This is a genomic window from Streptomyces sp. NPDC002698 (genome assembly GCF_042888945.1).
Lineage (GTDB): Bacteria > Actinomycetota > Actinomycetes > Streptomycetales > Streptomycetaceae > Streptomyces.
On sequence record NZ_JBIAQM010000019.1, the window covers coordinates 29352 to 43423 of the forward strand.

13 protein-coding genes are annotated in these 14072 nt (G+C 71.1%); 8 read left to right on the forward strand and 5 right to left on the reverse strand.

Features of this window, described 5'->3' with window-relative positions:
• Positions 1-7: 7 nt before the first annotated feature.
• Complete coding sequence (locus ACFYW9_RS25005; protein ID WP_389154406.1) at positions 8-1117, forward strand: right-handed parallel beta-helix repeat-containing protein; 1110 nt, start codon at positions 8-10, stop codon at positions 1115-1117.
• 123 nt (positions 1118-1240) lie between these two features.
• The gene (locus ACFYW9_RS25010) at positions 1241-2035 is read left to right on the forward strand and encodes an HAD family acid phosphatase (RefSeq protein ID WP_351874442.1); all 795 of its coding nucleotides are present in this window, start codon (positions 1241-1243) and stop codon (positions 2033-2035) included.
• A gap of 110 nt (positions 2036-2145) precedes the next feature.
• On the opposite strand, the gene ACFYW9_RS25015 is transcribed toward ACFYW9_RS25010, so the two are convergent.
• Together ACFYW9_RS25015 and ACFYW9_RS25020 are read right to left on the reverse strand one after the other, a co-directional pair.
• A complete protein-coding gene (locus ACFYW9_RS25015) occupies positions 2146-2994 on the reverse strand; it encodes a hypothetical protein (protein WP_389154409.1) in 849 nt (282 codons plus the stop codon).
• 14 nt (positions 2995-3008) lie between these two features.
• A complete protein-coding gene (locus tag ACFYW9_RS25020) occupies positions 3009-3575 on the reverse strand; it encodes a SigE family RNA polymerase sigma factor (RefSeq protein ID WP_389154412.1) in 567 nt (188 codons plus the stop codon).
• Between the two features lie 255 nt (positions 3576-3830).
• Between ACFYW9_RS25020 and ACFYW9_RS25025 the strand changes: the two genes are divergently transcribed.
• A complete protein-coding gene (locus tag ACFYW9_RS25025) occupies positions 3831-5282 on the forward strand; it encodes an NCS2 family permease (protein ID WP_351874435.1) in 1452 nt (483 codons plus the stop codon).
• Between the two features lie 320 nt (positions 5283-5602).
• Here ACFYW9_RS25025 and ACFYW9_RS25030 read toward each other — a convergent pair whose 3' ends face one another.
• Together ACFYW9_RS25030 and ACFYW9_RS25035 are read right to left on the reverse strand one after the other, a co-directional pair.
• Positions 5603-7054, reverse strand: a complete 1452-nt coding sequence (locus ACFYW9_RS25030) for a peptidoglycan D,D-transpeptidase FtsI family protein (RefSeq protein ID WP_389154416.1) — start codon at positions 7052-7054, stop codon at positions 5603-5605.
• 96 nt (positions 7055-7150) lie between these two features.
• Positions 7151-7924: an IclR family transcriptional regulator gene (locus ACFYW9_RS25035; RefSeq protein ID WP_151470389.1), complete on the reverse strand. Its 774-nt coding sequence runs from the start codon at positions 7922-7924 to the stop codon at positions 7151-7153.
• Between the two features lie 132 nt (positions 7925-8056).
• On the opposite strand from ACFYW9_RS25035, the gene ACFYW9_RS25040 reads away from it, so the two are divergent.
• Both ACFYW9_RS25040 and ACFYW9_RS25045 read left to right on the forward strand, forming a co-directional pair.
• The gene (locus ACFYW9_RS25040; protein WP_389154420.1) at positions 8057-9586 is read left to right on the forward strand and encodes an aldehyde dehydrogenase (NADP(+)); all 1530 of its coding nucleotides are present in this window, start codon (positions 8057-8059) and stop codon (positions 9584-9586) included.
• A 62-nt stretch (positions 9587-9648) separates the two neighbouring features.
• Entirely contained in the window at positions 9649-10257 is a 609-nt protein-coding gene (locus tag ACFYW9_RS25045) for a DUF1349 domain-containing protein (RefSeq protein ID WP_329298955.1), read from the forward strand.
• Here the strand turns inward: ACFYW9_RS25045 and ACFYW9_RS25050 are convergent.
• Positions 10217-11617, reverse strand: a complete 1401-nt coding sequence (locus ACFYW9_RS25050; protein ID WP_389154424.1) for an MFS transporter — start codon at positions 11615-11617, stop codon at positions 10217-10219. The two genes, ACFYW9_RS25045 and ACFYW9_RS25050, sit on opposite strands and share 41 nt — an antisense overlap.
• Before the next feature lie 49 nt (positions 11618-11666).
• On the opposite strand from ACFYW9_RS25050, the gene ACFYW9_RS25055 reads away from it, so the two are divergent.
• The 3 genes from ACFYW9_RS25055 to ACFYW9_RS25065 all read left to right on the forward strand — a co-directional run bounded on the left by ACFYW9_RS25055 (position 11667) and on the right by ACFYW9_RS25065 (position 14018).
• Positions 11667-12683, forward strand: coding sequence for a helix-turn-helix domain-containing protein (locus tag ACFYW9_RS25055; protein ID WP_351874421.1), 1017 nt, complete (start codon positions 11667-11669; stop codon positions 12681-12683).
• Positions 12680-13219, forward strand: coding sequence for a GNAT family N-acetyltransferase (locus ACFYW9_RS25060; RefSeq protein ID WP_389154429.1), 540 nt, complete (start codon positions 12680-12682; stop codon positions 13217-13219). Before ACFYW9_RS25055 ends, ACFYW9_RS25060 begins: the two co-directional genes overlap by 4 nt.
• Before the next feature lie 79 nt (positions 13220-13298).
• Positions 13299-14018 carry a DsbA family oxidoreductase gene (locus ACFYW9_RS25065; protein ID WP_389154432.1) on the forward strand — a complete coding sequence of 240 codons (720 nt, stop codon included), beginning with the start codon at positions 13299-13301 and terminating at the stop codon, positions 14016-14018.
• The last annotated feature ends 54 nt before the right edge of the window (positions 14019-14072 follow it).

The following is a 14072-nucleotide window of genomic DNA, read 5'->3' on the forward strand; positions in this document are numbered from 1 at the left end:
GCACTCCATGTCTCGTCGTACCGCTCTCGCCTTAAGCGCCGCCCTGGTGCTCGGCGCAGGCCTCGCCGTCCTCCCCACCCAGGCACAGGCCGCCACCGTCGTCGTCGACACCACCGCCGAACTGACCAGCGCGATCTCCGGCGCCACCGCCGGAACCGTCATCCAGGTGCGCGGCGGCACCTACTCCCCGACGGCCACCCTCCAGTCCACGGCCAACGGCACGTCCTCCTCGCCGGTCACCCTCACGGCGTACGGCTCGGAGACCGTGAAGATCGACGGCTCCTCGCTCCCGTCGGGCTCCTGGATCTTCAAGCTGACCGCCGACTACTGGAACGTCTCCAACCTCACGTTCCAGAACTCCCCGGACAGCGCGGTCGTCTGCCAGTCCTGCACCGGCACCGTCTGGAACAACGTCAAGACCATCAACGGCGGCGACTCCGGCTTCACCCTGACCGGCGACGGCACCGTGAACAACACGGTCAGGAACATCGACTCGTACGGCAACTACGACGCCGCCACCCACGGCGAGAACGCGGACGGCGTCGCCGTGAAGTTCGGTTCGGGCAGCGGCAACCTGATCACCGGGGCCCGCCTCTACAACAACTCGGACGACGGAATCGACTTCTGGTCGTTCTCCTCACCGGTCACCGTCGAGCACACCTGGTCCTTCGGCAACGGCAAGAACCGCTGGGGGGACTCGGCCTTCGCGGGTGACGGCAACGGCTACAAACTGGGCGGTGACGGCGAGGTCGTCGCCCACGTCGTCAACAACTCCGCGGCGTGGGACGACGCGGGCAGCGGCTTCACCGAGAACTCCAACACCGGTGCCATCGTCATCAACCGCACCACCGCCTACGCCAACGGGAAGTACGGCTACTACTTCGCCACCGGCGCCGCCAAGCTCGGCAAGAACCTCGCCGTGAGCAACGGCACCGCGGTCTCCAAGGGATCCTCGGTGACGTCGGCCGGCAACAACTGGGACTCCGGCGTCTCCACCCCGGCGTTCATCTCCACGGACGCGGCCGGCACGTACAACTCCCGCTCCTCCAGCGGGACACTGCCCGCGACCACCTTCCTCACGACGGGCAGCACGACCATCGGCGCGACCATGAACTGACTCCCGCCGGGCAGTTCGTGAGGCCCGATTCGTGCGACGCGAGGCCCAAGTCGGCCGAAAAGTATGTATCGATCCGGCAAAAGGCCTCGCGTCCAGCGACGTGACGCGCGTAGAAACCCTGTCATGCATAAGTCACTGCGCATAGCGGCCGTCGCCGCAACCTGTGTCGTCGCCGGTGCCGCCCTGTACGGCACCGGCGTCGCCACCGCCGGTCAGTCCACGGCGAACTCGACGCACGAGCCTTACAACATCGGTGTTCTCGTCAAGGACATCGACACCTATTACGGCACCACGGCCGACGCCGACGGGGTCTACCAGGCGTCCCCCGACAGCCCGTACGCCAAGGACCTGGCCCGCCTCGACGCCTCCGCCAAGCGGTACATCGACCAGGCGGCCCGCAAGGCCCACCACCGCCACGGGAAGCCCGCGGTCGTCTTCGACATCGACGACACGCTGCTGCTCTCCCTCGACTACGAGAAGAAGACCAACTACACCTACAACTCGGCCTCCTGGGCCGCGTACGTCGCCCGGGCGGACCGTCCGGCCGTCTTCGGCAGCCCCGACCTCGTCAAGTACGCCGCGTCCAAGGGCGTCGAGGTGTTCTACAACTCCGGCCTGAAGGAGTCGCAGCGCGTCTCCGCGGTCGACAACCTCAAGAAGGTCGGCGTCGACGTCAACCTCGACGCCGCGCACATGTTCCTCAAGGACGCGGCCAACCCGCCCGCGTATCTGAGCGACTGCGCCACCGCCACCGCCTGGAACTGCACGACCGTGCAGTACAAGGCCGGCACCCGCAAGCACATCGAGTCCCTCGGGTACGACATCGTCGCCAACTTCGGCGACCAGTACTCGGACCTCGACGGCGGCTACGCCGACAAGACCTACAAGCTCCCGAACCCCACGTACTTCGTGAGCTGACACGCCCCCATCGTCGAACGCCCCCGCCGGTCGTCACCGGCGGGGGCGTTCGTCGTCGCCGGGAGGCGAACGCGTCCCCGCGTCCCGCCGCATGATCCGGACGACAGGTCCTAGGGATCGCCGCCGTCGGTGTCCCGGGCCGTGAAGTCCCCGGCCACGGAGGCCCGTTCGCCGCCCTTCGCGGTCGCCGTCACGGTGTAACCGTCGTCCTTCGCGTCCCGGCCGCCACGGTCGTGGCCGTACTGGCCGGCGAAGATCCACGCGCCCGGCCGGACCGTGCGGCCCGGCCTGAGCGTCCAGGTGTAGACGAGGAAGCCGTCCCGCTCGGCGACCGTCGTCGTGAAGTCGCTCTCGGGCAGCGAGAGCCAGGACCCCGTCTCGCTCACCCCGCCGGTCTGCCTGACCTCCAACGTGACCGAGAGCGAGGTGAGTCGCTCCGTGGTCCGCAGGCTGACATCGCTCTGCGCCCAGTAGTCGTCGCTGTGCGGGTCGACCGAGCCGTCCGACCGCAACGGGCCGTCCGCGGTGTCCCCGCGGGGCGCCCGGTCCGGGGCCGTGGGGCCGTCCGTCGTGGGGGTCCGGGAGGAGGACGGACGCGGCGGGTCCGACACCTCCGGCGTCCCGGAACGAGGTCCGGCCCCGGGGGTGGCCGACGCCCGGCCCGCCGGGTCCGGCGACGGGTCGGGCGCCGGGGGGACGGCCACGGTCCGCCGTGCCGGTCCGTCGTCCCGCACCGCCGGGGCGACCGCGTAACCGCCCACCACCAGGAGGCCCGCGACCGCGGCCGCGGCACCGAGGACACGGGCCCAGCCGAGCAGCGGCGGGCGCGCGCCGCGCCGTGGGGGCCGCCGCTCGCCGGAGCCCGCCATGCCGCGCTCCACCCGGTCCAGGATGCGCGCGCGGTCCGGCTCGTGGGCTCCGACTGCCTCGCGCAGCCGGGCGCGCAGCTCGTCGTGCACCTCCCGCGACTCCCTCACCGGTCCCGCCCCCCGGTCCCACCCGTGGGCAGCGCCCCCGCGTGCATCCGTACCGACGCCTCGTCCGTGCCGAGCAGCCGCTTCAGCTCCGCCATGCCCTTGGACGTCTGGCTCTTCACCGTACCCACGGAGACGCCGAGGGCGAGCGCGGTGTCCTTCTCCGATAGGTCGAAGGCGTGCCGCAGCACGACGCAGGCGCGCTTGCGGAACGGCAGCCGGCACAGGGCCTGCCGGACATCGACCGTCCCCGGTACGTCGGGGTTCTCGGCCCTGTCCTCGCGCTGCGACCAGACGAGCGTGATCCGCCGGCGCTCCCGCACGGCGGCGCGGATCCGGGTGCGGGCGAGGTTGGCGACCACTCCGCGCGCGTACGCCGTCGGACGGTCCGCCGCCCGCACCCGGTCCCAGCGGTGCCACAGCGCGAGCAGCGCGTCGGCGGCCAGATCGTCGGCCGCGTCCGGCTCACCCGTCAACAGGTGGGCCAGCCGGGACAGTTCGGCGTAGTGCCGCTCGAAGAAGGCGTGGAACTCCACCGAGGCGGCGTCGTCGACGAGCGTGCCCACGGGGTGCCTCCCCTCGCTTCGGCTGCGGCGCCGGTGCGGTTGCGGTGGGTACGGATCCGTGATTCCGGTGTGGAGCACGGGAGTTCAGGCGGAGCGGGATGGGTGAGCGTACCAGCCGGTCGTACGGGCCTTCGAACGGCGTATGGCGGGCCGAACCCGATTCCGTAACACGGGGAAAACCTGAAACCCGTTGATCGGGGGAACAATCCAGCCAGCATCCGCACACCAGGCACGCAGGCAACGAGGAGCATCGCCATGTCCGAAGCGCAGAAGGTCGACAACCGGCCAAGTACCGCCCCACCGGCGGCAGGCGGGATCGACGCCTTCTTCAAGATATCCGCCAGAGGCTCCACCGTCGGCCGGGAGATACGCGGCGGGTTCGCCACCTTCTTCACCATGGCCTACATCCTCGTCCTGAATCCCATCATCCTCGGCAGCGCCAAGGACAAGTTCGGGCACACACTGGACACCGGTCAACTGGTCACCGCCACCGCGCTGGTGGCGTGTGTCATGACCGTCATCATGGGGATCGGGGGCAACCTCCCGCTCGCCATCGCGGCGGGCCTCGGCCTCAACGCCGTCGTGGCCTTCCAGCTCGCGCCGCTGATGAGCTGGGACGACGCCATGGGCCTGGTCGTCCTCGAAGGCGTCCTGATCTGCGTCCTGGTGCTCACCGGCCTCCGGGAAGCGATCATGAACGCGATCCCGCAGCAGCTCAAGCAGGCCATCGGCGTCGGCATCGGTCTGTTCATCGCCTTCATCGGCTTCGTGGACGCCGGCTTCGTCAGCCGTATACCGGACGTCGCCCACACCACCGTCCCGGTGCAGCTCGGTGCCGTGGGCCGCCTCACCGGCTGGCCCGTCCTCGTCTTCTGTCTCGGCGTCCTGCTGACCATCGCGCTGCTCGCCCGCAAGGTGAAGGGCGCGATCCTCATCAGCATCGTCACCATGACGGTCGTGGCGATCGTCATCGACGCCGTCGCCGACATCAAGAGCTGGGGCCTGACCACGCCCAAGGTCCCGGACGAGATCGTCGCCAGCCCGGACTTCGGACTCGTCGGCCACTTCAGCCTGTTCGGCGGCTTCGCCGAGGCCGGTGTCCTCACCGCCGTCCTGCTGGTCTTCACGCTGGTCCTGTCGGACTTCTTCGACGCCATGGGGACCATCGTCGGGATCAGCGCCGAGGCCGGGCTGCTCGACGAGCAGGGCCAGGTCCCGGGCATCGGCCGGGTCCTGTTCATCGACGGCGCCGCCGCCGTCGCGGGCGGTGTGGGCTCCGCCTCCTCCAACACCGCCTACATCGAGTCCGCGGCCGGCGTCGGCGAGGGCGCCCGCACCGGCTTCGCCAACCTGATCACCGGCGGCCTGTTCGGCCTCGCGCTCTTCCTCACCCCGCTGCTGACCATCGTCCCGCTCCAGGCCGCCGCGCCCGCGCTGATCGCGGTCGGGTTCCTGATGATGACCCACGTCAAGCACATCGACTGGGACCGGTACGAGATCGCGATCCCGGCGTTCCTGACCATCGCCGTGATGCCGTTCACGTACTCCATCACCGACGGCATCGGGGCCGGCTTCCTGGCCTACGTCGTCATCAAGGCGGTCCTGGGCAAGGCGAAGGAGGTCAACTGGCTGCTGTGGGCCGTCTCGGCGCTGTTCCTGGTGTACTTCGCGATCGAGCCGGTGGAGCAGGTGCTCGGCGTGAAGTGACCGGCCCGTGCGAGGGAGCCGGTGTCTGAGGCGACCGGCCAGCCGGTGGGAGCCGGTGGCTGAAGCGACCGGCCAGTTGGTGGAGCCGGTGACTGAGGCGAGCGGCCAGCCGGTGGGAGCCGGTGGCTGAAGCGATCGGCCAGTTGGTGGGAGCCGGTGGCTGAAGCGACCGGCCAGTCGGTGGAGCCGGTTCCTGAGGCGACGGTCCGTCCGACGGAGCCGGTGTCCGTGGCTACGGTCCGTCCGGCGGAGTCCTTGCGCGCGGCGGCCCCGCACCCGATGGGGTGCGGGGCCGCCTCACGTGCGGGGCCGGGCGCGCCTCAGTTCTTCAGCGCCGCCCGCATCATCGCCTTGGCGACCGGCGCCGCCAGCCCGTTGCCGCTGACCTCCGAGCGCGCCGCGTCCGACTGCTCGACCATGACCGCGACGGCGACCTCCTTGCCGTTCGAGTCGGCCTTCGCGTACGACGTGAACCAGGCGTACGGCGTCTTGCTGTTCTTCTCGCCGTGCTGGGCCGTGCCGGTCTTGCCGCCCACGGTCGCGCCGGGGATCAGGGCGTTGGTGCCCGTGCCGTCCTCGACGACCGTCTGCATCGCGGACCGGAGCTGCCGGGCGGTCTCCGAGCTGACGATCTCCTCGGTGTCCGCGCTGTCGTCGTAGTTCTTCAGCACGTTGCCGTCGGAGTCGCTGGTCTGCGACACCATGTGCGGCGAGACCAGCTTGCCGTCGTTGGCGATCGCGGCGGACACCATCGCCATCTGGAGCGGCGTGGCCGTGACGTCGAACTGCCCGATGCCGGTCAGCGCCGTGGACGACCTGTCCATGCCCGTGGGGTACACGCTGGCGTACGCCCGCACCGGCACGTCCTGCTGCGTGTCGTTGAAGCCGAACTTCTCCGCCATGGCCCTGACCTCGCCCTGGCCGAGGTCGACCGCCATCTTCGCGAAGACGTTGTTGCAGGAGTACTGGAGCGCGACCCGGATCGAGGCGTTCTCGCAGGGAGCGGACGCGTTCTCGTTCTTCAGGACGGTCGTCGTGCCCGGCAGGGTGTACGGGTCCGGGCTGGTTGTCCTGGCGTCCACGTCGGAGTAGAGCCCGTTCTCCAGCGCGGCGGCGGCCACGACCAGCTTGAAGGTCGAGCCCGGCGGCAGCGGCTGCCGCAGCGCGCGGTTGACCAGCGGCTTGTCGGGGTCGGTCGTCAGCTTCTTCCAGACGCTGTTGTTGCCCGCGCTGATCGACGTCGGGTCGTACGAGGGTGTCGAGACGGCCGCGAGGATCTTGCCGGTCTTCGGGTCGATCGCGACGGCCGCGCCCTTGTTGTTCCCGAGCGCGTTGTAGGCGGCCTTCTGGACGGCCGGGTCGATCGTCGTGACCACGTCACCGGGGTCGGCGCGCCTGTTGGTGAGCGTGTCCAGCGGGTTCTTCAGCTGGATGTCCGAGCCGTCCAGCAGCTTCTGGTAGATGCCCTCCAGCTGGGTCGCGCCGTAGACCTGCGAGCTGTAGCCGGTGACCGCCGCGTACAGGCTGCCGTTCTTGTACGTCCGCTTGTACTCGAGGTCGCTCCCTGTCGTCTCCGCGGAGCCGGTGATCGCGTCGCCGGCCACGATGATGTTCCCGAGCGGGTTCGCGTACAGCGCGATCGCGTTCCGTCGGTTGTCCTTGTCGTCCGCGAGTGCCTGGCCGTCGTAGAACTGCACCCAGGTCGCCCTGATCAGCAGAGAGAGCACGAGCAGCAGTGAGAAGACGGCGGCACGCCTGATCGTCTTGTTCATTCCGCACAGAAGGACGAGCGATCAGGGGTGAATCGTTCCCGTCCGCCCGGTTTTCTCATCGATCCTTCATGAGGCCACCGGGCGGCCGCCTTGCCGTCAGAGCCTGCGGGTGGCCAGGGTGAGCCGGTCGCGGGCGTCGAAGAGGGCGTCCTTGACCATCTGCTCGTGCGCGGGGGTGAGCCGGGCCACGGGCACCGAGCAGCTGATCGCGTCACGGGCGGGCGTGCGGTACGGGATCGCCACACCGAAGCAGCGCAGCCCCAGCGTGTTCTCCTCGCGGTCCACCGCGAAGCCCTGCTCCCGTACCTGGTGCAGCTCCTCGATGAGCTTCTCCCGGTCGGTGATCGTGTGCTCGGTCAGCGCCGGGAGCGTCTCCGGCAGCATCTTGCGGACCTGCTCGTCACCGTACGTGGCCAGCAGTGCCTTGCCGAGCGAGGTGGAGTGGGCGGGGAGCCTGCGGCCGACCCGGGTGAAGGGGCGCAGATAGTGCTGCGACTGCCGGGTGGCCAGATAGACGACGTTCGTGCCGTCCAGACGCGCGAGGTGGATCGTCTCGGTGGTGTCGTCGGAGAGGCGGTCGAGGGTCGGGCGGGCCGCGGCGACCACCTCGTCGCCGTCGATGTACGAGGTGCCGACCAGCAGGGCCCGTACGCCGATGCCGTACCGCGTGCCCGTCGCGTCCGTCTCGACCCAGCCGAGTTCGACGAGCGTGCGAAGCAACATGTACAGGCTGGACTTGGGATATCCGACGGCCTCCTGGACCGCGGCGAGGGAGTGCATTCCGGGCCGGCCGGCGAAGTACTCCAGCAATTCAACGGTCCGCACCGCGGACTTGACCTGCGCCCCGCCACCTGTCTCGCCTGCCGACATCGCCCTTGACCCCTTCGTTGGACGGGAAATAGTCTCCGACAGGAGATTCACCATCAGAGACAGCGTTCAGCATATCGAACACCCCTGGTGAGTGACACAAGAACTGTGGCATCACATCTGAAGGGACCCGCGGTGGCAGCAGCACCAGTCTGGAGTGTCGACCCCCGTACCGGGAAGCAGCGGGAGCAGGTCGCGGTGGAGGCCACGGCCCAGGAGGTGGACGACTCCGTCCGTGCCGCGCACGCCGCGCGTTCCGCTCTCGCCGACCGCACCGTACGCGCCGCGTTCCTGCGCACCGCCGCCGACCTGCTCGAAGGGGCCAAGGACCTGCTCGTCGAGGCCGCCGACGCGGAGACCGCGCTCGGTCCGGTCCGGCTCACCGGTGAACTCGCCCGCACCTGCTACCAGTTGCGCGCATTCGCCGGAATCGTCGACGAGGGCGCGTTCCTCGACGTCGTGATCGACCACCCGGACGCCACGGCCACCCCGCCGATCCCGGACCTGCGCCGCTACAAGGTGCCGCTGGGCGTCGTCGCCGTGTACTCGGCCTCGAACTTCCCCTTCGCCTTCTCGGTGGCCGGCGGTGACACGGCCAGCGCGCTGGCCGCGGGCTGCCCGGTCGTCGTCAAGGCCCACCCCGACCACCCGGCGCTCTCCGAGCTGGTCGCGGCCGTCCTGCGCCGGGCGGCCGGCCGGCACGACATCCCCGAGGGCGTCGTCGGCCTCGTCCACGGCTTCGAGGCCGGCGTCGAACTGGTCCGGCACCCGCTGGTCACGGCGGCCGGGTTCACCGGTTCCGTCCGCGGCGGGCGCGCGCTGTTCGACGCGGCTTCCGCGCGGCCGGTGCCGATTCCGTTCCACGGCGAGCTGGGCTCCCTGAACCCCGTGGTCGTCACCGAGGCCGCGGCCGCCGAGCGCGCCGAGGAGATCGGCACGGGACTCGCCGGCTCGATGACCCTGGGGGTCGGCCAGTTCTGTGTGAAGCCGGGCCTGGTGCTGGCTCCGGCCGGCGCGGCGGGCGACCGTCTGCTGAAGTCCCTGACCGACGCGGTGAGCGACACCGCCGCCGGGGTCCTGCTCGACCACCGCATGCGCGACAACTTCATCGCCGGGGTCGCCGAGCGCGCCGGGCTCCCGGACGTCCAGGCCCCGGTGACGCCTGGTGCGGCTGGTGCGCACACGGTGAGCCCCGGCTTCCTGACCGTGCCCGCGAGCAGGCTCGCGGCCGAGGGCGAGCACGATCTGCTGCTCGAGGAGTGCTTCGGGCCGCTCACGGTCGTGGCGCGCTACGAGGACGAGTCCGAGGCGGGCGCGGTGCTCTCCCGGCTCCCCGGCAACCTCACGGCCACGGTGCAGCTCTCCGCGGAGGAGGCCGCGGGCGAGGGGCGCGGTGCGGAGATCCTCGCCGAACTCACCCCCCTCGCGGGCCGGGTCCTGGTGAACGGCTGGCCGACAGGCGTCGCCGTCGCCCCGGCCCAGCACCACGGAGGGCCGTACCCCGCGACGACCTCGACGTCCACCTCGGTCGGCGGCACCGCCATCGAGCGCTGGATGCGGCCGGTCGCCTACCAGGGCGTGCCCGAGGCGCTGCTGCCGCCCGAGCTGCGCGACGACAACCCGCTGGGGCTGCCCCGACGGTACGACGGGCGCCTGGAGCGCTAGGCCGGATCTGTGCCGGGCCTTTTCCCGGAAGGGCCGGCACAGAACCTGAGAGACTTCCGACCATGGACGTCACACTCCCCGAACTCCCCTTCTCCCTGCGTACCTACGGCCCCGACGGGAACTGGTCGTACGAGGACGGTGTCCTCACCGGCTGGGCCGGGCCCCGGCAGGACCGCTTCGTGCCGCCCACCGGGGAAGGACTCGACCCGGCTTCCGACGCGCCGAGGCTGCTCGGCTCGCCGGAGGGGGACTTCCAGCTGATCGCCCGCGTGACGGTGGGCTTCGGGGCGGCCTTCGACGCGGGCGTGCTGTACGTCCATGTCGGGGAGCGGGCCTGGGCGAAGCTGTGCCTGGAGTACTCCCCGGACGTGCCCACCGTCTGCACGGTGGTCACCCGGGGACACTCCGACGATGCCAACTCCTTCACCGTGGACGGCAGTTCCGTCTGGCTGCGGGTCAGCCGCACGGGCCGCGCCTTCGCCTTCCACGCCTCCCGCGACGGCGAGCGCTGGACCTTCGTCCGTCTGTTCACCCTGGACGGCGAGAAGGAGACCGGGGCCGCGCTGGTGGGCTTCATGACCCAGTCGCCGATGGGCGAGGGCTGTGTGGTGACCTACGACGGCATCGAGTTCAGGCCTGACTGGCCGAGCGACCTGAGAGACGGAAGCTGAGGGCGAACGTCACGGTGAGCAGGGCCGCGCTGACGGCCAGGCTCAGCCGCATCCCGGTCTCGAAACCGTTCGCGACCAGCGCCCCGAACACCGCGATGCCCAGGCCCCCGGACACCTGCCGGGCCGCGTTGAGCACACCGGCCGCCAGCCCCGCCCGCTCGGCGGGCACGGCGTCCATCATCGCGGCGGTGAGCGGCGGCACCGTCAGGGCGCACCCCAGCGCCAGCGGGACCAGCAGGACAGCCACCAGCACCGGGGACGTGCGGCCGTCGACACAGAGGAGGGCGAGCAGCCCGGCGGCGGCCACCGGCTGTCCCACCAGCATCGGCAGCCGCGGCCCGTAGCGTCCCGCGATCTTGCCGGCCACCACGTTCGTCACCGCGATCAGGCTCGTCATCGGCAGGAACAGCAACCCGGCGTACAGGGCGGAGTGATGCTGGACCTGCTGGAAGAAGAGCGAGAAGACGAACACCATGCTGTAGAAGGCCACGCTGACCGCCGAGCCCACGGCGACCGTGGTGGCCACGGTCCGGTTGCGGAACAGGCCGAGCGGCACCACGGGGTGCGCCTGGCGCGCCTCGATCCGCAGGAACGCGGCGCCCGCGGCCACGGCCGTCAGCAGCGCGACCCGGCCCGCCGTCCCGCCCTCGATCACCGCGAAGGTCAGCGCCGTGAGGGCCACCACCGCCGTCAGCTGGCCGGGCAGGTCCAGCGGAGCCGGGCGGGGCCGCGAGCGCGGGGCCCGGAGGAGCAGCAGCAGGATCACCGCTCCCACCGGCAGATTGACGAAGAAGATGCCCCGCCAGTTCCAGGCCGCGATCAGCGCGCCTCCGGCCACCGGCCCGAGCGCCACCGCCAGCGAACCGCCCGCCGCCCAGGCGGCCACCGCGCGTGCCCGCCGCGCCGGTTCCGCGTACGCCTGCCGCACCAGCGCCAGCGAGGCAGGGAGCACGACCGCCGCCGCCACGCCCTGCACCACCCGGGCACCGACGAGGGCCGGCAGGTTCGGGGCCAGTCCGCAGGCCGCGGAGGCGAGAGTGAACACCACGGTGCCCAGCGCGTACGCCCGGCTCGCCCCGGCCCGGTCCGAGAAGGCGCCGGTGGACAGCATCAGCGCGGCGAAGGCCAGGGTGTAGGCGTCCACCACCCACTGGAGGCCGGACATCCCGGCGCCGAAGGAGGAGCCGATCGTGGGCAGGGCCACGTTCACCACGGACGCGTCGAGACAGGTCAGCGCGAAGCCGAGCAACGAGGCGGTGAGGGTGAGTGCGGAGGAGGGCTTCCCCGGCCCCGGCTCCGACCCCGACTCCACCTGGCCGGGGGCGGGTTCGGAGGCCCTGGACATCTGGTTCGTTGGCATGTCCCCATGCTCCGGACCCGCGGCGCCGTACAGTAGTGGCCTGAATGCCATGCTTCCGGAGGTTCTGGCCATGCCCGAGCGGCTCGCCCCGCACCGCGTCACCGTCATCGCCCCTTCCCCCGTCGCGCTGTTCAACCTCGCGATGCCGGAGATGCTGTTCGGCAAGGTCGTGGTGGACGGCCGGCCGGGTTACGAGGTGGTCGTCTGCACGGCCGAGCCGGGACCCGTGCCCACGACCGGTGGACTCGACCTGCACGTCCCGCACGGTCTGGAGGCCGTGCGGGAGGCGGACACGGTGGTCGTCGCGGGCACCGGGGCGCCGTTCGAGCCCGACCCGCGGATCGTGGCGGCGCTCCGCGAGGCGGCCGCTGCGGGCAGGCGCATCGCGTCCATCTGCACCGGCGCCTTCCAGCTCGCCGAGGCGGGCCTGCTCCAGGGCCGCAGGGCCACCACGTACTGGGCCCACGCCGGGGTGATGCGTCGGCGCTATCCGCAGGTGGAGCTGCGCGGAGACGTGCTGTACGTGCAGGACGGGCCGTTCCTGACGTCGTCCGGCTACGCCGCCGGCATCGACCTGTGTCTGCACATCATCCGCACCGACTACGGCGCCGCCGTCGCCAACGAGGTCGCACGCCTCGCCCTGGTCGCCCCCGTACGGCCGGGCGGCCAGACCCAGTTCACCCAGACCCCGCTGCCCCCCGAGCGCGGCAACGCCTGTGCCGACACCCGCGGCTGGGCCATGCGCAACCTCGACAAGCCGCTCACCCTCACCGACCTGGCCCGGCACGCCGGTGTCAGTGTGCGCACCCTCACCCGCCGGTTCCATGCCGAGAGCGGGGTCAGCCCCCTTCAGTGGCTGCTGCACCAGCGCGTCGAACGCGCGAAGGAACTCCTGGAGACCACGACCCTGCCGATGGACCAGGTGGCCGCGGCCTGCGGACTCGGCACGGCCGACTCGCTGCGCGCCCACGTGGTCCGCCGGACCGGTCTCACCCCGAGCGCGTACCGGACCCAGTTCAGCCGGCACGGAACCGTGGCCGGAGCCGTGACGTCCTCCGTTGCATGATCAGTGGACGTGTGACCGGCGCGCTGGTGATCCGCACCGCCCTGCCCGTCGAAGCCGAGACCATCGCCGATCTGCACTTCCGGGCCCGTTCGACGTACTACCCGGACGGCGTCCCGCAGGGCGACGTCGACTGGGCCGAGGCCTGGCGCGGCTCCATCGCGCGCCCCGACGCACATGTGCTGTGCGCCGTCGCGCGGGGCAGGATCGTCGGCATCGCCTCGTTCCGTACGGACGAGGGCGCGCCCGCCGACACGGTCAAGCTCTTCCAGTTCCACGTCGACCCCGACCGCTGGCGGGCCGGAATCGGAAGGGCGCTGCACGCGGCCTGCGTGGAGGAGTGGCAGGCGGACGGGATGCGCACGGCGACCCTCGACGTGCACACCGACAACCTGCGCGCGCAGGCCTTCTACGCCCGCCTGGGCTGGGTCCCCGATCCGGAGAACTCGCCCGAGGAGGGTGATCACCACCTGTGTCTGCGGTACGCCGTGGCCGGGCGGGCGGACGCGGCCGGGTGGGCGGACGCGGCCGGGGAATGACCCGAGCCGCTTGAACGTTCACCTAAACGACGTCCCTGGAGGATGTCCCGTATCCGCACGACCTGGAGAGAGCCGAAGAATGCGCGTCGAGATCTGGTCCGACATCGCCTGCCCGTGGTGCTATGTCGGAAAGGCCCGTTTCGAGAAGGCGCTCGACGCCTTCCCGCACCGTGACGAGGTCGAGGTCGTGCACCGTTCGTTCGAGCTGGACCCCGGCCGCGCCAAGGGCGACATCCAGCCCGTGATCACGATGCTCACCAAGAAGTACGGCATGAGCGAGGCCCAGGCGCAGGCGGGCGAGGAGAACCTCGGCACGCAGGCCACCGCCGAGGGACTCGCGTACCGCACCCGGGACCGCGACCACGGCAACACCTTCGACATGCACCGCCTGCTGCACCTCGCCAAGGCGCGGGGCCGCCAGGACGAGCTGATCGGCCTGTTCTACAAGGCCAACTTCGCCGAGGAGCGGACCGTCTTCGGCGACGACGAGCGGCTCGTGGAGCTGGCCGTCGCCGCCGGGCTCGACGACGACGAGACCCGCCGGGTGCTCGCCGACCCGGCCGCCTACGCCGACGACGTCCGCGCCGACGAGCGCGAGGCCGCCGAGCTGGGCGCGAACGGCGTCCCCTTCTTCGTGCTCGACCGCACGTACGGCGTCTCCGGCGCGCAGCCCGCCGAGGTCTTCGCCCAGGCGCTGGCCCAGGCCTGGGGCGAGCGCCCGCGGCTCACGCTGCTCCAGGACGAGGGCGCCGACGCCGAGGCCTGTGGCCCGGACGGCTGCGCCGTTCCGCAGGACTGAGAAGCGCGGGAGAGGGCCCCGGCGCCGGAAGACGCAGGTCGGGGCCCATTCATA

Coding starts and splice junctions, on each gene's coding strand:
- ACFYW9_RS25035 (WP_151470389.1), bottom strand. CDS start 7,924: ATGTCGGCAGGCGAGACAGGTGGCGGGGCGCAGGTCAAGTCCGCGGTG.
- ACFYW9_RS25045 (WP_329298955.1), top strand. CDS start 9,649: ATGGACGTCACACTCCCCGAACTCCCCTTCTCCCTGCGTACCTACGGC.
- ACFYW9_RS25055 (WP_351874421.1), top strand. CDS start 11,667: ATGCTTCCGGAGGTTCTGGCCATGCCCGAGCGGCTCGCCCCGCACCGC.
- ACFYW9_RS25060 (WP_389154429.1), top strand. CDS start 12,680: ATGATCAGTGGACGTGTGACCGGCGCGCTGGTGATCCGCACCGCCCTG.
- ACFYW9_RS25065 (WP_389154432.1), top strand. CDS start 13,299: ATGCGCGTCGAGATCTGGTCCGACATCGCCTGCCCGTGGTGCTATGTC.
- ACFYW9_RS25050 (WP_389154424.1), bottom strand. CDS start 11,617: ATGCCAACGAACCAGATGTCCAGGGCCTCCGAACCCGCCCCCGGCCAG.
- ACFYW9_RS25005 (WP_389154406.1), top strand. CDS start 8: ATGTCTCGTCGTACCGCTCTCGCCTTAAGCGCCGCCCTGGTGCTCGGC.
- ACFYW9_RS25025 (WP_351874435.1), top strand. CDS start 3,831: ATGTCCGAAGCGCAGAAGGTCGACAACCGGCCAAGTACCGCCCCACCG.
- ACFYW9_RS25010 (WP_351874442.1), top strand. CDS start 1,241: ATGCATAAGTCACTGCGCATAGCGGCCGTCGCCGCAACCTGTGTCGTC.
- ACFYW9_RS25030 (WP_389154416.1), bottom strand. CDS start 7,054: ATGAACAAGACGATCAGGCGTGCCGCCGTCTTCTCACTGCTGCTCGTG.